The following is a 22,497-nucleotide window of genomic DNA, read 5'->3' as shown; positions in this document are numbered from 1 at the left end:
AAAGATAAAAAAAATCTTTCTTTTTCTATCTGCTCCCTTATTATATAGTTATATAGAAATAGGAAAAACGTCTAGTTTTCACAAGTTGCTTAGCTACAAATGTTTGTGATTTGCAAATTTTGTGATATCTTACAATAAAGAATAGGAAACGAAATGGTGTAAGAAAGAGGAGAAATAAGTGAGCAGATTTAAGGATTTTATAAAGAAATTCAAAAAAAATGAAGCGGATTTTTCTGATTTCACTAACTACGATCACGAATCATCCTTTAAAGCTGATACTTTTCGAGCCCTTTACGATAATCATCCAGATGCTGTTTTTATGTTAGATTTAGAAGGAAATGTTCTTGATTATAATAGCTCGGTAAAAAGAATCTTTGGATATAAAGAGGAAGAGATTAGAGAGAGCTTTCTAAATTTTTTTAATCAAAAAGATTTGGAGAAAAATGAATTGAATTTTAATGGAGCTCTAAATGGTATGGCACAAAACTATTATGCTAGCGTTACTCATAAGAATGGTAATCCAATTGCTATAGATATGACATATATTCCGATGATGAACAAGGATAAAGAAGTAATTGCTATTTATGGAATGGCTAAAGATATCACGCTTTATAAAAATAGCAGGAATGAGCTGTTGCAGATAAAAGATAATCTCGAGTTATCTCAACAAGTGGCTAATTTTGGAAGTTGGGAGTATGACATATTAGAAGATAAATGGTATTGGTCGAAGCAGCAATATAAAATCTATGGTCTCCAACCAGATGAAATTGTACCAACACTCGGTAAAATCCTGCAATTTATCCATCCAAAAGATTGTGAAAGATTCGAACAAACCTATCGAAATGCCATTAAATTAAAGCAAGATTTTAAACATGAATATCGAATTCGACGAAAAGATGGGGCTATCCAATATGTCATAGAGGAAGCTAAAGTAATGCAAGATCATAAACAGAACACCCTCAAACTTATTGGTACGATAAAAGATGTTTCCTTAAGGAAAATAGCGGAGATTAGGCTTAAAGAAAGTGAGCAGAGATATAAAAATATTTTTGACAATCTGGAAGTTGGAATTTGGTCCATTGATGTCAAGAAAGATCAACTTATATTACATTCACCTGGTATGGAACGAGTATTAGGTCATCCAATAACAGAGATAAACAGTCTTGATTTTTATAAGAATATTATCCATCACGAGGATTTACCTATATTTTTAAAGCATCATCAAGATCTGTTCGAGAAGAGGAGTCCTATAAAAAACAATTATCGAATTTTTCAAAAGAATGGTTCGATTAGATGGATACAGGATCAAGCGATACCAGTATTTGACGAAAATGGTGATTTTATTAGATTAGATGGGATATTTACGGATATCACAGAATACCGAGAAGCAGAAGAGGTCATTAAGCATCTTGCCTATTATGATTATTTAACCAATATACCAAATAGAAGAATGTTTGACGAAAAAATGGTTTCCTTAATTGAGGAATCTACTGCAAATAATACGAACTTTTTTCTATTAAATATGGATTTAGATGCATTTAAAAATATTAATAGTTCATTAGGAAATAAAATTGGTGATCAATTATTACGGAGTTTTGTTCAAAGAATTCAAAGCATCATTAAACAGTCTGCTTTCTTTGCCAGAATGGGAAGTGATGAGTTTAGTATTTTGCTTGATGATACATCCATTTCAAAATACCCAGTGGAATTGGCAAATGAAATAATTAGTCAGCTTCAGCAGCCGTTTTTTATTGATCGCTATGAATTATATATTACAGCAAGCATCGGGATTAGTTCCTTCCCATCGAATGGAAAAACATCGGAGGAATTACAAAAAAATGCGAACGCTGCTTTATTCCGAGCAAAAGAAAATGGGAAAAATAATTTTCAAATTTATTCTTCCTCTTTAAATATTGAGTCTTATAAACTGTTTACGATGGAAAGGGATTTACGAAAGGCAATAAAGAATAATGAATTCTTCTTATATTTTCAGCCCAAAGTTAACGCAATCAGCAATAAAATTGTAGGGGCAGAAGCATTGATTCGGTGGAAGCACCCAGACTGGGGAATGGTATCTCCTAAGGATTTCATCTCTATTGCAGAAGAAAATGGCTTCATCATAGAGATTGGGGAGTGGGTATTAAAGCAGGCTTGTCAGTATTTAAAACAATGGGAAAAAAGTAATTTTCCATTAGTACCGATTTCTGTGAATATATCCCCAAAGAGCTTTTTGCGGAAAGATTGGCCGGATAGCGTTGTAAATATTATCAAGGAGATGAAGGTGAATCCTTCCTTATTGGAATTTGAAATTACCGAAACGACCTTGCTTCATCATAATGATATAGTACAAAGTTCTGTTGAGTTTTTAAAAAAAGTGGGTATAAAGGTATCTTTGGACGATTTTGGAACAGGATATTCTTCTTTAACCCATCTTGAAAGGTATCCGATTGATACGATTAAAATTGACAAATCCTTTATTGGGAAAGAATTAAATGAACGATCAGAAATGATTATTAAATCTACAATTTTCCTTGCGAAAGGGTTGAAAATGACCGTTGTTGCAGAGGGAGTAGAAACAACTGAGCAGTTAGAGTTTTTACAGCAACAAGGCTGTGACGAAATTCAAGGCTATCTATTTAGTAAGCCTGTTGCTGAACCAGATTTTAGAGAATTGCTATTGGCAGGATTCTTATTTCCTGCCAATAGCAAGCAGTTAGAGAAAGTTCCAAACAGGAGAAAAGACTATCGAATTAATTTAAAGTTTCCACTAAGTGCACAAATGACACTTACTTCTATAAAGGGCCGTAAAGTGGAATTGGGTAGTACCGAAATATTGATTCAGGATATTGGCTTTGGAGGAATTAAAGTATTGTCTACTTTAGATCTTCCCGTTCGTTCTGACTTTAATTTGCAGTTTGAAATATTGATAATGCATCAAACAATAATGGTAAATGGAGTAATTGTTTGGAAACAAGAGGATAATGAATTATATCAATATGGAATCCAATTTATTTTGGATAAGGAAGAGAGAGAACAGGTAATGGATACATTAAATCTTTTTTCAAGCGAATTACGTAAAACCCCTTTAGTTGATGGGTGTAATTTTATTCAAGGGGATGAAAGAACGTATTTGAATAAGTAAGATAGGATAAGCATATATTTTTAACGTTGTAGCGAATAGACTAAGATGTACGGTTTGATAAAAAAATACCATACAAGATGATGGCGGGATTTATCTAGGCCGTCATCTTGTAGATTAACTATATTTATATTTTTTAAACAGTACCTTGCAATAAATAATACTGAATGATATATTATTATCAACAAGTACTATTTTTGCATAGGTACTGTTCAATGTAAGGTACTTAGTAATGAACATAGGTAGGTGGAAAAGGTGAATGTACAGTTTAAAAAAGGTGTATTAGAGTTATGTGTACTTGTACTTTTGGATAAAAAAGATCGCTATGGCTATGAGCTGGTTCAGAAGATATCAAATCAAATTGAAATATCAGAGGGTTCCGTTTATCCACTGCTAAGAAGGTTAACAAAGGAAGAGTACTTTACAACCTACTTACAAGAGTCAACAGAAGGTCCTTCACGTAAATACTATAAGTTAACGGACAAAGGAAGAACCTATCTTTACGAGCTTATTGCGGAGTGGAATGAATTTTCCACTGGTGTGAATCAATTAATAAAAGAAGGTGTGAAAAATGACTAAAGACCAATTTTTTAAACAGCTACAGGCTGGATTACACAAGCTTCCATCTGAGGAGCAAAAGGATATCATGCAGGATTATGAAGAGCATTTTTTTATGGGAATGGAAGAGGGGAAAACCGAGGAAGAGATTGCTCATTCTTTAGGATCACCACAGCAAATAGCTAAGGAGTTGTTAGCCACTTTTCATCTTGAAAAGGTTGAAAACACAGTTTCAACAGGTAATATATTTCGAGCGTTATGGGCTGTGATTGGTTTAGGTTTTTTTAATATGGTGATTGTTCTTGGTCCTTTCATTGCGATAGTAGCGCTTATTGTATCAGGTTGGATAGTTGGAGTTTCTTTTCTTCTTTCTCCATTACTTGTCGTTGTAGATAGTGTGCTACAGCCAAGTGGATTTGAGTTTTTCCGATTATTTATGTCGATTCTACTTGTTGGATTAGGAATTTTTATTGCGATTGGCATGTACTATCTAACTAAATTTTCTATGAAGGGGTTTGTGCGCTATTTGAAGTTTAATGCTAAATTGGTGAAGGGTGGCTTAAAGAATGACTAAGTTAAAAAAAATTATGATAACCGGGATTGTCTTCATTATAATAGGCACTTTAGGTAGTTTGCTTACCTTTCGTGATAATGGAATAGATATTGCAGAAGAAAAAGTGTTCAAAGAGGGCAATATTACTTCTGTAAAAATAGAGTCAAATAATGTAGCGGTTGAAATAATACCAACGACAGATTCGGAAACGAAAGTAGAGGTAGTTGGAAAAGGCTCGAAAGATACAAGGACAAATTTAACTGCAAAGGTAGAAAGAGAAACACTAATTGTAAAATTGGAAGAAAAGCAGCTTGGTTTTATTCATCTTGATTTTAGCTCCCTTACTTTAAGGATTTCATTGCCTGAGAAGCAATATAAATCTATGAGAGTTAATAATGATAATGGGAAAATCGATGTAGCAAATCTTAGTGTTGAGCAGTTGAAAGCAGAAAGTGATAATGGCCGAATCGAAATGAAAAACATCCTGTCAGAAAATATAGATGTTCAGTCAGATAATGGAAGAGTAGCGCTAGAGCATGTAACTGGTAGTATTAAAGGGAAAACTAGTAATGGAAAAATTTCTATACTAACAGCTACTTTAGATCGACCAATAGAGTTAGAAACGAATAATGGAAGTATCGAGATTGAAACAGAGAAGGAACCCACAAATGTAACCTTTGATGTCCAAGTCGATAACGGAAGCATTAACATTTTGGATAAATATAAAGGAAGTACTGTGATTGGGAATGGAGAGAACCTAGTAAAACTGAAAACGAATAATGGGAAAATTCAAGTGTTGAAATAGTATAGGCATCTCTTTTAAGAATTGCCAAAATAATTATTGTTCTAATAGGCAACTTTGTTTAGAAGTTGTCTATTTTCGTATGTTCAGATTGCTATTGGATAACTTTTTGTACAAAATAAATTTTTAAGAAAATTGGTATCGCATACAAACTATATAAAAAATAAATGTCTCCGATATATAGAGAAGGTACATAGTTTAGAGATAGATGATAACAAAATAGCTTTATGAATAGGCAACAAGAACACAGGGGGATAAAATGAAAATAAAATATCAATTAGCACTAATTTTCTTCATTTTAATTATATCTATGATAGGAATAGGCTTATATAGCAATAACGGCCTGCAAGCTCTAATAACAAACAGTAAAGAGCTTACAGAAGCAAAAGAGATGCAGCGTCTTGTTACCCATTTGCAATATCGCATTGCTGGAATTTCCAATGATGAACGTGGCTTTCTTCTTACAGGAAATAATGAATATATCGATGGAATCGATAATAAAAAATCGGATATAAATGACACATTGAAAAAAATGGAAAATTTATCGAATTATCGTGTATATGAAGAAGGTATCCAGACTTTTAACGCTAGTCTACAATCGTATTTAACGACAAGTGATCAAGTGTCCGAGGTTTATAGCGAGGACAAAGCTTCTGCAGAAAAGCTCCATTTTGAAGATTTACGTACATTGAGAAAGGAAGTACTGGATCCAGCTGTAAATGAATTAGTAGAACACATCAATCAAGATGTCATTTTGATTGAAGAAACAAATCAAAAAAATAATCAAGTAACGCAAATAATATTAATGATAATTATTGTTATTGCGACAATTTTAAGTATAGTATTAGGAGTTATTTTACTAAAGTCTATTTTGGGGCCGTTAAATAAAATCAATAGTCAATTGCAAAATATCGCTTCTGGTGAAGGCGACTTAACACAAAGAGTGCAAGTAAATGGGAAAAATGAATTCGGTCATTTAGCAAATTCGTTTAACACATTTGTTGGATCGCTTCAGATGATGATAGGCAGTGTAGGTCAAACTTCTAAAAACGTGGCACTTGCATCAGATGAATTAGCTTCTAGTATGGAACAATCAACTGTAGCTGCAGAGCAGGTGGCGGATGCTATACAAACCATTGCAGAGAATGGAAATAAGCAAGATACACTTACTCAAAACAGTTTAATAGAGGTTAATAATTCATTAGACAATATTAAGCATGTAGCCAATACTGCTAGCGAAGTTGCAAATGAGTCTCTGCTTATTAAAGAAAAAGCAAAAGATGGAGAGTTAGCGCTGGTAGAAATGCAAATGCAAATGCAGACAATTCATTCATCCGTTGATTTAGCAGGGGATGGGTTAAAGTCTCTTGTTTTAAGTACAAATGAAATTAATCAGGTACTAACAAGCATTCAAGATATATCTAATCAAACGAATTTGCTAGCATTAAATGCATCAATTGAAGCAGCAAGAGCAGGAGAACATGGAAAAGGTTTTGCGATTGTTGCAGAAGAAGTTCGAAAACTATCAGAAATGACAGGTACTTCTGTTAGTCAAATTCATACACTTATTAGCTCTATTCATGAGCAATCTAATTCTACCGAGCAAAATATGTCTTTAGTAAAAGATAATGTGAATTCTGGAATGATATTATCGAATACGACGAATGAACATATAAAAGAAATACTAAATCGCATTGAAGCAATAGCAGATCATATTAAAAATATGGCGGAAACGAGCCAAGAAATTACGGCAGAAGTTCAAGAGGTACAAGAGTCTGTTGAATCAATCGCTCATACTTCTCGTGAAACGTTAGAGAGAACAGAGAGTGTTGCAGCAGCAACAGAAGAGCAAACAGCTTCCTTCCAAGAAATAACAAGCTCAAGCATTGCCTTATCTAAAATGTCAGAGGAACTTCAGCAATTAGTCTCTCGATTTAAAGTTTAAGGAAGAACACTCTTTTTTATTTTAGAAATAAAAGAGGAGCACTTTTTAATGTGACTCCTCTTTTATTCGATTAAATTAAAAGAAATGGCTATTTGCCTGAATGAAAAACTGAGATTGCTGGTAGTTATAAGTAACTTTTGAAAAGTCAAAGGGTTGTCCATTTGCTAAGTGAAAGATGCTTTCTACTAATAATTTAGGGTCATCTTTTTCTAATTTTAAATAAGCTGCTTCTTCCTCATTTAACTTTTCTACTTGTAAATATACATCTGAAAAGCCAACTTTTAATCCTAGTCCCTCCGTTATATAATGAAAAATCGATTCAGTAACAATTTCTTTATTTAAATAGGTAATAATGGACTTATTATAGTAAGATTCCTCCAGGCAAAGAGTTTGCCCATTTATATAGCGAATTCTTTTCACATAATAAACATCCTCATTAACATCCAAATTCAAATTGAGTGCAACTTCTTCTGTTGGTTTTCTGACCTCCAACTCTATAATCTTCGAAGTTAGCTCATAATCTTCTAAATCCTTTTTAAATCCTTGATTTGAAAGCAAACTGATATAGCCTTTGCGATTTTGTCTTCTTACAAAAATGCCACTGCCTCTTACTTGAAAAATGATTCCTTTTTTTTCTAATAGTTCCATGGTTTTTATAATCGTGCTTTTACTAACCTCATATTGCTTCATTAATGCCTCGATAACAGGTAGCTTGCTTCCTTGTTTAAGTCCATGGTCTTCAATATATCTTTCTATTTCTTCTGCAATTTGCTGGTATTTTAACATTTACATACCTCAATTATCTTTAAACTTTATAGCTGGATTATAGCATATCTGTAAAAAAAACTCATTGTTATTAATTAGGTATAAAAATATTATATTGTATTTTTGTAATTATACCGATACAATTAAGGTGTGAATATAATGTTTCTGGAAATGCTTATATAGAAAAGTAATGAACATATAAATAATGATTACGATAATTATGAAGGAGGAAGAAGCGATGAATAGAATGCCAAAGGATTTTCTATGGGGTGGAGCTTTAGCTGCACATCAATTTGAAGGCGGTTGGAACCAAGGGGGAAAGGGACCAAGTGTGGTAGATGTCATGACCGCTGGTGCCCATGGTGTGCCAAGAAAAATAACGGAAACAATAGAAGAAGATCAATTCTATCCTAACCATGAAGCGATTGATTTTTATCATCGTTACAAGGAGGATATTGCTTTGTTCGCTGAAATGGGCTTAAAGTGTTTACGAACATCCATTGGATGGAGCAGAATATTTCCAAAAGGGGATGAATTAGAACCAAACGAAGAAGGCTTACAGTTTTATGATCGAGTATTCGATGAATTATTAAAGTATGGAATTCAACCAGTTATTACCCTATCTCATTTTGAAATGCCGTTACATCTTGCTAGAGAATATGGTGGTTTCAGAAATAGAAAGGTAGTGGATTGCTTTGTGCGATTTGCAGAAGTATGCTTCCGCCGCTATAAAGATAAAGTGAAATATTGGATGACCTTTAATGAAATTAATAATCAAATGGATGTTTCTGGACCGTTATTCTTATGGACAAATTCAGGAGTAACAGTAAAAGAAGGAGAAAACGCGAAAGAGGTAATGTATCAAACCGCACATCATGAGCTTGTTGCAAGTGCGTTAGCAGTATCCATTGGGAAAAAAATAAATCCGGAATTTCAAATAGGTGCGATGGTATCTCATATTCCTATCTATCCGTATTCTTCTAATCCAGAGGATGTCATGTTAGCAGAAGAAGAAATGAGACAAAGATATTTCTTCCCAGATGTCCAAGTTCGAGGTTTTTATCCTAAATACGCTTTAAAGGAATTTGAAAGAGAAGGTTATTCTATTACATTCGAGCCTGGTGATGAAGCATTCTTAAGAAATGGTACTGTCGATTATTTAGGTTTTAGTTACTATATGTCTACAACAGTGAAGAGTGATGTGGCAAACGATAATGCAGGGGATATCGTAAATGGAGCATTGCCGAATGCGGTAGAAAATCCGTATATCAAAGCAAGTGATTGGGGCTGGTCCATTGATCCGACAGGTCTTCGCTATGTGTTAAATCGTTTGTATGATAGATACCAAATCCCATTGTTTATTGTAGAAAATGGATTTGGAGCAATCGATACGGTGGAAGCGGATGGATCCATTCATGATCGAGAAAGAATCGAGTACTTGAAGGCTCATATAGATGCTTTAGAAAAAGCAGTAACGTATGATGGAGTTGATTTGATTGGATATACTCCATGGGGAATTATTGACATTGTCTCCTTTACAACTGGTGAGATGAAGAAGCGTTACGGAATGATTTATGTTGATCGAGATAATGAAGGAAACGGATCAATGAATCGTTCGAAAAAGGACTCCTTTTATTGGTACAAAGAGGTTATTCAATCGAATGGGGAAAATCTATAATAATAGAAAAAGGAAGGAGGGTTTAATGCTCCTTCCTTTTTCTAGTGATTTTTTTATTTAGGCTATTTTATGAAGTTTGTTGTTATTAACCTGTAGCCTGAATAAATTATTTCTATTGAAAACAGCTTTTACTCAATAACTAGCTTCTAGTTCATCTATTAAACTTCCAACATAAGCTACTGCTTTTTGGATTGGCTCTGGTGTGGACATATCGACATTTGCTAGTTTCATTAGATCAAATGGTTTTAATGTGCCGCCAGCTTTTAGAACGGTTAGCCATCGATCCACTGCAGGCTGTCCTTCCTCTTCAATCATTTGAGAGACAGCAGTGGATGCTGTTAGTCCCGCGGAGTATGTATATGGATAAAGTCCCATATAATAATGTGGTTGGCGCATCCATGTTAGCCCAGCACCTTCGTCTATTTCTACACTATCTCCCCAGAATGATTGTAAGACCTCGATGTTTTGCTCATACAAAACTTTAGCTGTGATTGGAGTTCCTTGCTCTGCCAAATCATAAATCCTTCTTTGTAATGCACCTTCTAAAATATGGGTAACAAAATTATGATAATACGTTCCTAAAGATTGAAGGATTACCCATCTTCTTATTTGCGCATTAGTAGATTTTTTAATTATATGCTTGCTCAAGAGCATTTCATTCATAGTAGATGGTGCCTCGACAAAGTAACGAGATGGTCGAGTATTAGAGATGATTTGATTTCTTCCCGCTAGAGCGAAATGTCCTGCATGTCCAAGTTCATGGGCTAGTGTAAATGTATTTCGCATGGAATTATGCCATGTCATTAAAATATATGGATGGGCTCCATACGGGCTAGAGCAGAATGCACCTGAACGTTTTCCATGGTTATCAGCTAAGTCTACCCAACGGTCCTTTAAGCCTTTTTCCATTATCTCCATATACTCCGGACCCATGACATCAAGTGCTTCTAGAATAAGCTTGGACGCTTCTTCATACGTTATTTCAGGGTCATAGGTTGTATCAAGTGGTGCCTTTAAATCACAATAATGGATTTTCTCTAAACCTAAAACTCGTTCTTTTAACTTGGCATATCTCTGCATATGTGGCGCTAATTCCGTGAGAATGGTGTCCAGTTGATTATGGTACATTTCTTTTGTTACTTGTTGTTCTTGTAAAAGCATATCGGTTACAGATTCGAATTTACGAAGACGAGATTCGATTACTTGTTTTTTTACCTCTGTTCCATAGGTAGCTGCATACGTATTTTTATATCGATTTAGTCCTTCGGTAAAAGCATCGTATGCTTTTCTTCTAAGCTCTTTATCAGAGGACTCTTCGTACTTCTCAAAGGAATTGAATGTTAAAGGATATTCAGTCCCGTTATCTGTAACAAAAGCAGAAAATTCCATATCCGATGTTTTACTTCTTTGATAAATCATGTAAGGAGAACCATGGATTTCACCAAAGGCTGCTAATACTTCTTCTGTTTCTGGTGTTAACATATGAGGTTTTGCTTCCATTAAGTCATTTAGTGTTTTGGAGAATACCTGTAATTCTTCTACATCTTGCATGTATGTATTTATTTTATCGTTTGATAGCGTAAGGATTTCAGAATCAATAAAGGAAAGATTGGAACCTACTTTTGCATAAAGGGAAGAAACAATAGCATCGTTTTCTTGGTAAACAGGATTCGATCCATCTGTAGATTGATTTAGATTGGCGTATGTGATGGCTCTCGATAGTCTTTCACTTAGTGCATCTCTTGCTTTCAAGCATGCCAATAAAATGGAGGCATTCTGATGAAACTGCCCTTTAAATTGAGTAACCGTAGGAATATCCTTTTCAATAGATGCTATCTCTTCTTTCCATTCTTCTTCTGTTTCAAATAAATCGCGTAGGTCCCAAGTATGCTCCAATGGAACTTCTGAACGGTAAAGCGTTTTTTCCATCTCTTTATTCATTTTCATTCTCCTTATCTAGTAAATTATTTCGTTGTACGAAACGATTAGTTTGATTATACAATAAATATATAAAAAGTGGGAATATTTTGTTTATTTAATTATTGGATAGTTATTAAATTGAGAATGAAGGTGAAAAAGCTACGCTTTATTATTGAAATAATTGTATAATGGTAAATACATCTTACCATTTCACTAAATTTTACAATTTTTTAATAAAATACATTGCTGAAAATGGATTAAATAAAAAGGAATGAATGTAAATTGTTCTTGAAATTTTCCCGTAAAAAAAGATTTTATCTATTATTTTTTATTTGTGCAGCTGCCATGCTCGTTATCTTTATTTTCTCGCATATGCCATATCAGGAACAAGATATTAAGCCATTCTTGCGAGATAAGGTGGATCTTTCTAATGTCCCTTTACCATCTATTAGTTTTGAATACGATGGACAGCTTGTTTCTTCCGATGCAGATCCCTATGGATTTATAGAATTCTTATTCCGCAAAGCCGGACACGTTATCGGCTATTGTCTATTAAGCCTTCTTCTTTTTGTAACACTTATCCATACAAACTTGAGACGAAGATGGGTATACGTATTAAGCGGTGCCCTAGCACTTCTCTATGCTCTATCTGACGAATGGCACCAAAGCTTTGTACCAGGGAGAACTGGCCATTGGCAAGACGCAATTATTATTGATGGAATCGGAGTATTACTAGGTTTACTTGTTGGATACATAGGGACAGTTCTTTGGAAGGGAGCAAAGGGACGGTTCTACTGATTCCCTCAAAGGGAATCAGTAGAACCGTCCCCATGAGTCCCATTTAAGAGGGGAGTTGATGCTGTTGTATCAAGAGAAAGAATTGACATTAAGACCAATTAAAGAGGAAGATCTCTATCGTCTCTGGACGCTGGCATTCAAAGAGGAAGCACCAGAATGGAAGAAATGGGATGCGCCGTATTATGCGCATAAAGCGATAGGTTACGAAGAGTTCTTGTCAAAAAAGGAACGCTACCTAGAAAAAGACGATTACTGGGCAATTGTTGTAGAAGAAGAACTGATTGGAACGGTCGGTTATTATTGGGAACATGAGCCATCCCATTGGTTAGAGATGGGGATTGTCATTTATGATCCAAATTATTGGAGCGGTGGATATGGAACGAGAGTAATAAAGCTTTGGATTGATCATTTGTTTACAAAAATGCCATTAGTTCGCGTAGGATACACAACGTGGTCAGGTAATGAGCGAATGATAAAGGTTGGAGAAAAGCTCGGTATGACGATGGAAGGACGAATGAGAAAATGCCGTTACTATAACGGTGTATATTATGATTCTATTCGGATGGGGATTTTAAGAGAAGAATGGGAATCTCAAGAGAATGGGACGAAAATCAAATAATAGTGTCCTAATATAGATGAAAGTTGCATAAAATTATGTACTATTAATCATGTGCTGCATTCATTTTAGGAGTATAATGGAAGCAAATAAGTAATGAAAAGGGCAAATTATTTAAAGGTATGAGCAGCAATGGAATCAAGTAAGCGTGGTAACTGAATGAATGGAGTGAGGTCCATGAAGAAAAAGGTTGAGTACGTATTTTTCTGCCAGCATTGTGGATTGCCTCAACGTATTCCAGCGTTTGTGCTAAAAACGTACTTATGTGATGACATGGTAAAGCAATACTATTGCCACAATTGCAGCCATGAAAATGTAATTCCTCCATATATAAAAAAGCTTAAATCTGAGCTCTAGTGGAAAGCTTTATTCCTGAAAAGCCAAGTGTACTAAACACTTGGTCATTTTGTTTTTGTCAGAAATAAAAACTGCAAGCAATTTAGCAAATCCAATAGACAAAATGGAAGCTTTGCCATTTTTAATGAGTAATTACCAATTTATTGTACAAACTATTTATAGCAGAACATTATAATTTGTTGGTTAGTGAAATAAATATTTTTAGCTTAATTATTGAAGATGTTTATCAACTGCCTTCTATAATGGAAACTTTAAGTAGGAGATGAATGAAGTGGATTACAAAGAATTTTGGGACAAAATTTCTGAGCAGAATGGGATTATGCATTCTTTATATACTTCTTATTGGGATAAATTTTCTGATTTTACTACATGGCAATTTTGGGTCATTCTAGTTTCATTAATTTTACCTTTGATCATTCTGTTTTTTACAGTGGACAGGAAAAGATTATTTGAAATATTATTTTTTGGTTACACTGTCCATTTACTTTGGGCTTACATAGATCTTGCTCTTAGTAGAGGCGGTTTTTTAACACATACACATTTTCTTACTCCAATGCTTCCCAATGCATTAAATATCACAGGCTCCTTTCTCCCAGTAGGATTTATGCTAGTGTATCAATATGCCACAAATAAAAAGAAAAACTTCTATATACTAACGATTCTATTAAGTGCTGTATATACTTTTATTTGTGCTAATATTGAAAAGGCAATTGGGTTAGTAACCTTTCATAGAGGGGTGACTGCTTTTCATTTATTCCTTTTGGATTTAGTGATTGTGTTTGTATCATTCTGGTTTACTAGGTTACTGTTGAAATTCAGGATTATTAATAAGGATGAAGAAGTGCAATAAATAAGCATGTGTTAAAGCACATGCTTATTTTTTTAGCAAAATTTCTAGAGCCTAGAAATAGTTTTTAAAAGCAATAGACTTTTTCCAGCTCGATCGATGTATTTGAGCAAAAATGTAACGAGGTGTATACTTGCGAGTGAGATTTATTAAAGGGGGATTTATTTTGTTACAAAAGCCTAAGGCTATTTTTCTAGATATGGATGGAACAATTTTAAATCATCAGAATCAGGTAAGTCTGAAGACGAAAGAGATTATTGATGATTTACGAAAGGAGGGCTTCTTCGTTTTTATAGCAACAGGAAGATCCTTTGACGAAATCACGTCTGTCGTACCAGAAGGGTTTGAAGTGGATGGATATGTTACATCTAACGGCATGGCTGGATATATAGGGAAAGATCCTATTTTTCAGCATACGCTATCTTTAGAATTAGTTGAAACAATTATTGAAAAGGCAAGAGAGAATAAAGTATATTATGAGCTTTTTCCATATGGAGCTTCTCGCATGACATTAAATCAAGATAAGGAGTATGTTATGCATGAAATCAGGGAACCGAAGCCAGAAAGTGTTGGGATCAATGAATGGCTTTCTCGAAAAGAAGCGATCAATGGAAAAATTGCCTGGAAGGAAACAATAGAGGGAAGAGAATTTTCGAAGTTTTATTTCTTTGCCCGTACAAAAGAGCATATTAATCAATGGAAACAAGTACTGGAGGAATTAAGAACAAAAGTAGATTTTACTGCATCAACCTCATCTAGCCATAATGTAGAAGTAATGGTTGCAAATGTAAATAAAGCCACTGGCATTAAGCAAATGCTAGAGAAATTTAATCTTTCAGCAGAAGAGACAATGGGAATTGGAGATAGTGATAATGACATCCAAATGCTTCAATTTGTTTCTATGCCAGTTGCCATGCAAAATGCACCAGACCATATTAAAGAAATAGCAGCAGAAATAACAGAGTTAACGTGTGATGAAGATGGAGTTTGTCATTTCCTTACATCTAGATTCAAGTAACGAATTAATTTGTTGTTTTTTACCATATTATTCATAGCTCCATCTGGTAAACCTATTTAGAGGGAAACAGAAAGGAGTGGAAATAAATGACGAAGAAATTTAATAATGGCAGTAAGAATCAAAACTCACCAAAGGGAAATCAATCTAGTGTGAGCGGTGATAACAGTAAAGGAAATAAACGGAATAAAGATCAAAGTGATAAAACAGAAGATTAAGCAAAGCCAGCTTCATAAAAGCTGGCTTTCTTTCTAGAAACTGGTTAAAAAGTTTTCTTTTGCAATTTTTGAACATTTGCAGTGTGAAAAGGTGAATCGATTGGTTCATCCACGACGCTAAATGGATTTCCATCTAAATCAAAAAAATCAAAGTATTTCATCCCACCAAATTCCTTTATTTCTGTCGTTTTCACTCCGTTATTATTCAAATACTCATAAGCCTCTCCAATATGATCGACCATAAAATTAAAGTAGGGGTTTTTTGCTTTATCTTTTCGTATAAATTCTGTAGCTTGCCATGTATCAACATGAATTAATGCCAGTTGAGTGGAACTACTTGGAAAACAAAATCCTGCCCCATCTTCCCAGTTATCAATTTTCTTTACGCCAAGCTTTTTTTCATACCATTTGCTTGCTTTCTCTAAGTCCGTAACCGGAATGAAAATACTTCCAATTCTAAACATATCTTTTTGTCTCCCTTCATGTTTTGTGATATTTATTTTGAAGGAATTTCTATCTATGTAAACCGAATAAATATCTTTGTTCTATTATACAATTTTCCTCCTGAATAGATGTTTTTTTCTGGGAAAATAAGTATACTCGGAATTTGTCGAGGATTAGCTTGGTATTTTAAAAGGAGTTTAGCAGAAAAGCTCGAATAAGTAAGTAGCTAAAACTACTTAGAAGGGCTGGTTACGACAATTGTTAGCTTTTCCTACTATCGAACAATTATCTTATCATTTATTAGTAATTATCTTACCAATCGTTTGGTATCTTTTAGTTAGTAAAGAAGAAATTTCGCAACGGAAGAAATTATTTTCTAATTTTTCGTTTATTCTTTTTATAATGCTTGTCTTCACGATGGTGCATCCAATTAAGATGGAGGAGAATTTTTTTTACGATCTTAAAGTGGTTCCCATTCTTTTAGCATTTGTCTATGGGGGATTAAGCACGAGTATCCTTTTAACCGTAATTTTGATTGGGTATAAATTTTTTTTGATAGGGAACGCCTTTTACATAAATCTTCTAAATTACACGATTGCAGCTGCTATTATCCTGATTTTAAAAAATAAATTAGTAACTCTTACATTTAAAAAGAAATGGAACATCATAATGGGCGTTTATTGGCTATGCGCTTTTACGCGAGTACTATATGTTATCATAACAGATCAAGTAACTCAGCTTCCTTTTGTATTGGTTTATACGTTTACTACTTGGGCAGCATTATTTATCGTAATCAGCATGGTCCATTATAATGAAGAGAAAATCCTTAATCAGAAAAAGATTCAAATGGCAGAACGATTAAATGCAGTAAGTCAATTGGCTGCATCTGTTGCACATGAGGTAAGAAATCCAATGACATCTGTAAAAGGATTTCTGCAACTTATACGTGGGGACAACAATTTATCGGAAAAACAAAGAAAATACATAGAAATATCCTTAGAAGAGTTAGAACGTACAGAAACGATCATTAGTGATTATTTATCAATGGCCAAACCGGTATCAAAAGAAGAGGAAGCTCATTTGGATATTACAGCCGAACTAAGAGGCGTTATAGATGTAATGACTTCTTATACAAATAATCATAATATTATAATCGATGCGGTCGTCCCTAATAATCTTTATTGTAAAGGGAAAAGGAATGAGTTTAAGCAGGCGATGATTAATATGATGAAAAATAGTGTAGAAGCCATGAATGGATATGGTATCTTATCTGTCCGTGCATATGCTTTAGGAGAAAAAATTTATATTGAAATTGAAGATAATGGAATAGGAATGACAAGCAAACAGGTGAAACAACTAGGAACCCCATATTATTCCACGAAAGATAAAGGAACAGGTATAGGCTTAACCTTGGTATATCGGATTATTAGAGATATGAAGGGAGAAATATCTGTTGTCAGTAAGAAAGGGCATGGTACAACGTTTAGAATTGCATTAGTAAAAGCGATTGTTTGATAAAAAATGTCGGTTCTTCTAAAGAATCGACATTTTTATTTTCTGACTAGTTCAATGATAAAATAGTTAATCCAAGAAATAATAGGAATTAATAATGGCAGCACAAAGACAGAATTATGCCCTAACCCAAATAATTTAGCTTCTTCATTAACAAAATAATAAATCCATGTAGATCCCACTAAAAAGACTGAATTCCAACAAAATGCAACCAATAATGCTACCCATTTATTTTTTGTTTTTGTAAAAGTAAGAATAGATAGGATAGCGGAAATGAAGAAGGATATAAAAATTAAGATACTAACCAATAGAATCCCTCCAAACCCTTTAAATTAGATGTATTTTAACATACTTTCCTTCTGATGATAGATAAAAATTTACATTTATTTACCAAAAATATAAAAAAGATTAACAGTGAATGAATAGTAAAGTTATATACTATAGATATTACGATTAGAATTGCGCTTCTATTGTTTAATATAGAGCAAGTTTGGTCTCTAATCTTTTACATAAGGAGATTGTTAGAATGAATATCACAGTGGCAGGTACAGGATATGTTGGGTTAGTAACAGGTGTTTGTTTAGCAGAAGTTGGTCACCAGGTTACATGCGTAGATCAGTCCCAAGAGAAAATTGTTCTTTTAAACTTAGGGATATCACCGATTTATGAACCGGAATTAGATGTATTAATTGAAAAAAATGCGAATGCAGGGAAATTGGCATTTACGACAGAGTATGCACAGGCATATGCCCAATCAGATGTTATTTTCATCGGAGTAGGAACACCAGAGAATGAAGATGGGTCTGCTAATTTAAATTATGTATTTCAAGTTGCTAAGCAAATTGCTGAAAATGTTACTCGTGATTGTTTAATTGTTATTAAATCAACGGTTCCTGTTGGGACAAATGACCGTGTGGAAACCTATATAAAAAATCATTTAAAAAATGAAGTTGCTGTTGAGGTTGCATCTAATCCAGAATTTCTTGCCCAGGGAAGCGCGATTAAAGATACCTTACATGCCTCCAGGATTGTAATTGGAGTAGAGAGTGAGAGGGCGAAGGAGATATTGACTTCTATTTATGAGCCATTTCAGCAACCTATTTTATCCATGAATCGTCGCAGTGCTGAAATGGTTAAATATGCATCGAATGATTTCCTTGCGTTAAAGATTTCTTTCGTCAATGATATTGCTAATTTATGTGAGGCAGTTGGTGCGAATATTGAGGATGTTACAAGTGGAATGAGCTATGATGGGCGAATTGGGAAAAAGTTTTTAAATCCCGGTATTGGTTATGGTGGTTCTTGTTTTCCAAAGGATACGAAAGCCTTACATTGGCTTGCGGAAGAGGAAGGCTATGTTTTACGTACGGTAAAGGCTGCGATAGAGGTAAATGAGAAGCAAAAATTTAAACTGATTTCAAAAGCACGAAATGAATTTTCCTCCTTCCATGGGCTGAAAATCGCTATTTTAGGGCTTACTTTTAAGCCTGGGACAGATGATCTACGAGAAGCCCCATCCATCCCAAATGTGCGGTTATTATTAAATGAAGGAGCAAGGGTACATGTATTTGATCCGGTAGGGACAGAAAATTTTAAAAAGCTCTTCCCTAATGAGGTTGTATACGAAAAAACACCGGAGAAGACACTAGAGGAAGCAGATATTTGTTTCATTTTTACCGAATGGGATGAAATCAAGGCGATTGATTTAACCCTCTTTAAGGAGAAAATGAAAGCACCGTTTGTTTATGATGGGCGTAATTGTTTTCCATTAGAGGAGGCAAGAAAGGCAAGCATTAATTATTTCTCCATTGGTCGGCCAGAAGTTAAGGTGATGAAGGTTGGAGGAAGAGATGGGGATGGCTTCTTAGTTTCCTAGTTAGTTGAATAGGTATAAATAATAGTATCATATTTAAACAGGATGTGAGCACCAGCTATAGATAGATTAAGTGTTTACAATTAGGGTGAAAGAAACTGTGAAAATAATTTCTTTATGACACTTCCTCCCATTTTTTCATTTTCTTAAATTTGACGTTGACTCTCTCTTTTATTATAAGATAATGTAGGTAGTCTAAATTTTTAAAATTATCTTACAAGGGGGTTGTTTCATGTTCTGGACAGCGAAAAAAATAGATGCAAGAATCAAGGAACTAGAAACATATCGTTATCGAGATTCTATTTTCTTAGAATCCTTTTATATGCAATTAGACGAAGAAGGAGAAATTGGTGCGAGACCACCAGAAAATGGGGAATGGACAACCATTAATGTTGGCGACAATTGGTCAGGACGGGATCAGTATGCTTGGTTAAAGACAGAAGTAGCGATTCCTGCTATCTGGAATGATAAACAGGTGCTAGGATATTTTGATTTTGGCATAACCGATGGTGGAACAAATTCTGGATTTGAATCGTTATTATATGTGAATCAGGAAACGTATCAAGGGGTAGATGCTAATCATCGGGAAGTCTTTTTTAAAGAAATGCATTGTGGAACAAAGGTCAGCTTGTTTTTTCGATTATGGTCTGGTTTAGAAGGCGGTGGAGTACCACGTATTCAAGAGCACAAGATAAAGACAGCAAAGATAGGTTGGCTTGATGCAGCTACAGATGATTTATATTACACTGCAAAAGCTATGATTCAAACGATACATATATTAGACGAAAATCGACCAGAATATCAAACACTTCTTACTGCTTTGAATAGAGCTTTTTATGAAATAGACTGGACGGAGCCAGGTTCTGACCTATTCTATGAATCTATTAGCAAAGCAAATAATCACTTGAATACTTCATTAGAAAAAATGGATAAACATACTGCTGTTACGATTCATGCAATTGGTCACACACATATTGATGTGGCATGGCTATGGAGATTGAAACATACCAGAGAAAAAGCAGCGCGTTCATTTTCAACAGTTCTACGCTTAATGGAGAAATATCCAGAATATTTATTTATGCAATCACAGCCACAGCTATACGCGTATATCAAAGAGGATTATCCAGAAATTTATGCCCAATTGAAGGAAAGAGTCGCAGAAGGAAGATGGGAGCCAGAAGGCGGGATGTGGCTCGAGCCTGATTGTAACTTGCCATCAGGAGAATCCTTTGTCCGACAATTATTACACGGAACAAGGTTTTTAAAAGAAGAGTTTGGTGTGATGAGCAAGTATTTATGGTTGCCAGATGTCTTTGGCTATAGTTGGTCATTGCCGCAGATTCTAAAAAAATCAGGTATTGAGACTTTTATGACGACAAAGATTAGCTGGAATCAGTATAATCGGATGCCACATGATACGTTTCAATGGCGAGGTATTGATGGAACGGAAATTTTGACTCATTTTGTAACGACTCCTTATCCAAATAGTAGAGGCTGGGCTTATGATTATAATGGAGAAATGCAGGCAGATGTTATTCAAGGTGCCTGGGACAACTATAAAGATAAAAATATAACACAAGATTTACTCCTATCGTATGGCTATGGAGATGGTGGTGGTGGGGTAAACCGAGATATGCTGGAAATGCGTAGACGATTTGACCGAATTCCTGGTCTCCCTGCTGTAAAATCAACAAAGGCAGGCGACTATTTTGACGACCTTCATGAAAAAGTGAATAGCACAGAAGAGTATGTCCATACATGGGATGGAGAGCTCTATTTAGAGTTTCATCGGGGAACCTATACAAGCCAAGCGTATAATAAGAGAAGTAATCGAAAAAAGGAATTGTTGTATCGGGAAACAGAGCTGCTTAGTGTATTAGCAAGTGTGTTTGTAGAGGATTGGTCTTTATATCCGCAGGAAGAGCTTCATAAAGGTTGGACGATTTTATTACGAAATCAATTCCATGATATCATTCCTGGCTCATCCATTCGGGAAGTATATGAGGATAGCGTTCTAGAATATGAAGCAGCAGAAGCACTGGCATATGAAGTCCGAGGTAAAGTTTCAAACAGCTTAGTAGATAAGAATGCCTTCCAATATACAGTGATTAATGATTCCTCTTGGACACGTTCTGGAATTGTAGAAGTTCCAGTTAAGCACGGCTTAGAAGAGGGACAATGGGTATCGGAAAAGGAAAAAGTACTGCAAGCTGAAAAAGTGAATGGGAAATGGCTTGTACAAATGGAAGACCTTTCATCCCATGGATTAGCTAATCTCTCCTTTATATCAGCTAATAATGGAGAACAGGATAAGCAATCCTCCTTTGTCATGAATGAATCTGGGATTGAAACACCTTTTTATAAAATTAGCTGGAATGAAAAAGGACAATTAAGCCGTATTTTTGATAAAAAAGCAAAAAGAGAGATTCTGAAAGAAAAGCAAGCGGGTAATGTGCTTCAAGTTTTTGAAGATAAACCATTAAGATGGGAAGCTTGGGATATCGATATTTTCTATCAAGAAAAACATCAAGAGATTTCAGCCCTTGAAAATATTGAAGTTGTAGAAAATAACTCCTTACGTGCAGTAGTACGGTTTGCATGGACGTATCATCATTCTAAAATAGTGCAGGAGCTTATTCTTTATTCAGATAGCCCGAGAATTGACTTTAAGACAGAGGTTGATTGGCATGAGCAACATCAGCTTTTAAAAGTTGCCTTTCCTGTAGAGATTCGAACTACTCAAGCAACCTACGATATTCAATTTGGAAATGTGCAAAGACCAACTCATTGGAATACAAGCTGGGATTATGCAAAGTTCGAAACAGTTGGACATCAATGGGCAGACCTATCTGAGCATGGATATGGAATTAGTCTTTTAAATGATTGTAAATATGGCTATGACATTAAGGATTCTACGATGCGTCTTTCCTTAATTAAATCTGGAACATATCCAGATTATTTACAAGACCAAGGAACTCATACTTTTACTTATTCTCTCTTGCCACATGAAGGTGACTGGAGAGACGGTGGAACGGTTCAAGAAGCATGGTATTTGAATCAGCCGTTAAAAGCTCTGGAGGGAAAGTTAAAATTAAAAGATTTTTCTTTACTCCAAATATCCTCCAATCATTGTATGATTGATGCTGTCAAAAAAGCGGAGGATGAGGATAAAATCATTGTTCGTATCCATGAATTTATGGGGAAAAGAGGCAAGGTGGAACTAACATCAGATGCACTCATTCAATCTTGGCAAGAATGCAATCTTATGGAGCAACCAACTGGTGATAAACAGCAAAATTCAAAGCTTACATTTGAACTAAAGCCATATGAAATTAAAACATTTTTAGTGGAAATTTAAATTCTCTAGGCAGACTTTAAAGGGTTATAACAACTTAAAGTCTGCCTTTTGCATGTTTTAATAGGAGGAAGCTTATACTATAGTAGTAAAAATCAGTTA

Annotated in this window: 18 protein-coding genes; 14 read left to right on the top strand and 4 right to left on the bottom strand. The window is 34.7% G+C overall.

All coding sequences use genetic code 11. The features are described 5' to 3' along the window. The first annotated feature begins 178 nt into the window (after nucleotides 1–178). The 5 genes from NYE52_RS18815 (at nucleotide 179) to NYE52_RS18795 (ending at nucleotide 6,997) form a co-directional block, all read left to right on the top strand. Nucleotides 179–3,142: an EAL domain-containing protein gene (locus NYE52_RS18815; RefSeq protein ID WP_341194465.1), complete on the top strand. Its 2,964-nt coding sequence runs from the start codon at nucleotides 179–181 to the stop codon at nucleotides 3,140–3,142. Between the two features lie 252 nt (nucleotides 3,143–3,394). Next, nucleotides 3,395–3,718: a PadR family transcriptional regulator gene (locus tag NYE52_RS18810; protein ID WP_341194464.1), complete on the top strand. Its 324-nt coding sequence runs from the start codon at nucleotides 3,395–3,397 to the stop codon at nucleotides 3,716–3,718. Continuing rightward, nucleotides 3,711–4,271: an HAAS signaling domain-containing protein gene (locus NYE52_RS18805; protein WP_341194463.1), complete on the top strand. Its 561-nt coding sequence runs from the start codon at nucleotides 3,711–3,713 to the stop codon at nucleotides 4,269–4,271. Before NYE52_RS18810 ends, NYE52_RS18805 begins: the two co-directional genes overlap by 8 nt. Next, nucleotides 4,264–5,055, top strand: coding sequence for a DUF4097 family beta strand repeat-containing protein (locus NYE52_RS18800; RefSeq protein ID WP_341194462.1), 792 nt, complete (start codon nucleotides 4,264–4,266; stop codon nucleotides 5,053–5,055). The genes NYE52_RS18805 and NYE52_RS18800 overlap by 8 nt, the downstream gene beginning before the upstream one ends. A gap of 256 nt (nucleotides 5,056–5,311) precedes the next feature. Next, on the top strand, nucleotides 5,312–6,997 hold the full coding sequence (locus NYE52_RS18795; protein WP_341194461.1) for a methyl-accepting chemotaxis protein: 1,686 nt from the start codon (nucleotides 5,312–5,314) through the stop codon (nucleotides 6,995–6,997). Nucleotides 6,998–7,072: 75 nt separating this feature from the next. On the opposite strand, the gene NYE52_RS18790 is transcribed toward NYE52_RS18795, so the two are convergent. Beyond that, nucleotides 7,073–7,783, bottom strand: coding sequence for a GntR family transcriptional regulator (locus NYE52_RS18790; protein ID WP_341194460.1), 711 nt, complete (start codon nucleotides 7,781–7,783; stop codon nucleotides 7,073–7,075). Between the two features lie 217 nt (nucleotides 7,784–8,000). Here NYE52_RS18790 and bglA point away from each other — a divergent pair, with 217 nt between their 5' ends. Next, nucleotides 8,001–9,440: a 6-phospho-beta-glucosidase BglA gene (bglA, locus tag NYE52_RS18785; RefSeq protein WP_341194459.1), complete on the top strand. Its 1,440-nt coding sequence runs from the start codon at nucleotides 8,001–8,003 to the stop codon at nucleotides 9,438–9,440. Nucleotides 9,441–9,572: 132 nt separating this feature from the next. On the opposite strand, the gene pepF is transcribed toward bglA, so the two are convergent. After that, nucleotides 9,573–11,381 (bottom strand): oligoendopeptidase F, encoded by a 1,809-nt coding sequence (gene pepF, locus NYE52_RS18780; RefSeq protein ID WP_341194458.1) that lies wholly within the window; start codon nucleotides 11,379–11,381, stop codon nucleotides 9,573–9,575. Between the two features lie 261 nt (nucleotides 11,382–11,642). On the opposite strand from pepF, the gene NYE52_RS18775 reads away from it, so the two are divergent. The 5 genes from NYE52_RS18775 (at nucleotide 11,643) to NYE52_RS18755 (ending at nucleotide 15,211) form a co-directional block, all read left to right on the top strand. Next, complete coding sequence (locus tag NYE52_RS18775) at nucleotides 11,643–12,158, top strand: VanZ family protein (RefSeq protein WP_341194457.1); 516 nt, start codon at nucleotides 11,643–11,645, stop codon at nucleotides 12,156–12,158. A gap of 64 nt (nucleotides 12,159–12,222) precedes the next feature. Next, a complete protein-coding gene (locus NYE52_RS18770; protein ID WP_341195235.1) occupies nucleotides 12,223–12,777 on the top strand; it encodes a GNAT family N-acetyltransferase in 555 nt (184 codons plus the stop codon). Between the two features lie 625 nt (nucleotides 12,778–13,402). Beyond that, nucleotides 13,403–13,981: a hypothetical protein gene (locus NYE52_RS18765; RefSeq protein WP_341194456.1), complete on the top strand. Its 579-nt coding sequence runs from the start codon at nucleotides 13,403–13,405 to the stop codon at nucleotides 13,979–13,981. Nucleotides 13,982–14,144: 163 nt separating this feature from the next. Continuing rightward, complete coding sequence (locus NYE52_RS18760; protein WP_341194455.1) at nucleotides 14,145–14,996, top strand: HAD family hydrolase; 852 nt, start codon at nucleotides 14,145–14,147, stop codon at nucleotides 14,994–14,996. Between the two features lie 86 nt (nucleotides 14,997–15,082). Continuing rightward, on the top strand, nucleotides 15,083–15,211 hold the full coding sequence (locus NYE52_RS18755) for a hypothetical protein (RefSeq protein WP_341194454.1): 129 nt from the start codon (nucleotides 15,083–15,085) through the stop codon (nucleotides 15,209–15,211). A 44-nt stretch (nucleotides 15,212–15,255) separates the two neighbouring features. On the opposite strand, the gene NYE52_RS18750 is transcribed toward NYE52_RS18755, so the two are convergent. Continuing rightward, nucleotides 15,256–15,675: a VOC family protein gene (locus NYE52_RS18750; protein WP_341194453.1), complete on the bottom strand. Its 420-nt coding sequence runs from the start codon at nucleotides 15,673–15,675 to the stop codon at nucleotides 15,256–15,258. A 238-nt stretch (nucleotides 15,676–15,913) separates the two neighbouring features. On the opposite strand from NYE52_RS18750, the gene NYE52_RS18745 reads away from it, so the two are divergent. After that, nucleotides 15,914–17,170 carry a HAMP domain-containing sensor histidine kinase gene (locus tag NYE52_RS18745; RefSeq protein ID WP_341194452.1) on the top strand — a complete coding sequence of 419 codons (1,257 nt, stop codon included), beginning with the start codon at nucleotides 15,914–15,916 and terminating at the stop codon, nucleotides 17,168–17,170. A gap of 35 nt (nucleotides 17,171–17,205) precedes the next feature. Here the strand turns inward: NYE52_RS18745 and NYE52_RS18740 are convergent, their stop codons facing one another. Then, complete coding sequence (locus NYE52_RS18740) at nucleotides 17,206–17,475, bottom strand: hypothetical protein (RefSeq protein ID WP_341194451.1); 270 nt, start codon at nucleotides 17,473–17,475, stop codon at nucleotides 17,206–17,208. Between the two features lie 218 nt (nucleotides 17,476–17,693). Between NYE52_RS18740 and NYE52_RS18735 the strand changes: the two genes are divergently transcribed. Together NYE52_RS18735 and NYE52_RS18730 are read left to right on the top strand one after the other, a co-directional pair. After that, the gene (locus NYE52_RS18735; protein WP_341194450.1) at nucleotides 17,694–19,043 is read left to right on the top strand and encodes a UDP-glucose dehydrogenase family protein; all 1,350 of its coding nucleotides are present in this window, start codon (nucleotides 17,694–17,696) and stop codon (nucleotides 19,041–19,043) included. 229 nt (nucleotides 19,044–19,272) lie between these two features. Further along, nucleotides 19,273–22,398 carry an alpha-mannosidase gene (locus NYE52_RS18730; protein ID WP_341194449.1) on the top strand — a complete coding sequence of 1,042 codons (3,126 nt, stop codon included), beginning with the start codon at nucleotides 19,273–19,275 and terminating at the stop codon, nucleotides 22,396–22,398. Nucleotides 22,399–22,497: the final 99 nt, after the last annotated feature.

The organism is Niallia sp. FSL W8-0635, from assembly GCF_038007965.1.
Taxonomy (GTDB): domain Bacteria; phylum Bacillota; class Bacilli; order Bacillales; family Cytobacillaceae; genus Niallia.
The sequence above is the reverse complement of the archived record's forward strand: the minus strand, read 5'-3'. Positions and strand labels throughout refer to the sequence as shown.

Coding starts and splice junctions, on each gene's coding strand:
- NYE52_RS18795 (WP_341194461.1), top strand. CDS start 5,312: ATGAAAATAAAATATCAATTAGCACTAATTTTCTTCATTTTAATTATA.
- bglA (WP_341194459.1), top strand. CDS start 8,001: ATGAATAGAATGCCAAAGGATTTTCTATGGGGTGGAGCTTTAGCTGCA.
- NYE52_RS18800 (WP_341194462.1), top strand. CDS start 4,264: ATGACTAAGTTAAAAAAAATTATGATAACCGGGATTGTCTTCATTATA.
- NYE52_RS18755 (WP_341194454.1), top strand. CDS start 15,083: ATGACGAAGAAATTTAATAATGGCAGTAAGAATCAAAACTCACCAAAG.
- NYE52_RS18735 (WP_341194450.1), top strand. CDS start 17,694: ATGAATATCACAGTGGCAGGTACAGGATATGTTGGGTTAGTAACAGGT.
- NYE52_RS18805 (WP_341194463.1), top strand. CDS start 3,711: ATGACTAAAGACCAATTTTTTAAACAGCTACAGGCTGGATTACACAAG.
- pepF (WP_341194458.1), bottom strand. CDS start 11,381: ATGAATAAAGAGATGGAAAAAACGCTTTACCGTTCAGAAGTTCCATTG.
- NYE52_RS18790 (WP_341194460.1), bottom strand. CDS start 7,783: ATGTTAAAATACCAGCAAATTGCAGAAGAAATAGAAAGATATATTGAA.
- NYE52_RS18730 (WP_341194449.1), top strand. CDS start 19,273: ATGTTCTGGACAGCGAAAAAAATAGATGCAAGAATCAAGGAACTAGAA.
- NYE52_RS18750 (WP_341194453.1), bottom strand. CDS start 15,675: ATGTTTAGAATTGGAAGTATTTTCATTCCGGTTACGGACTTAGAGAAA.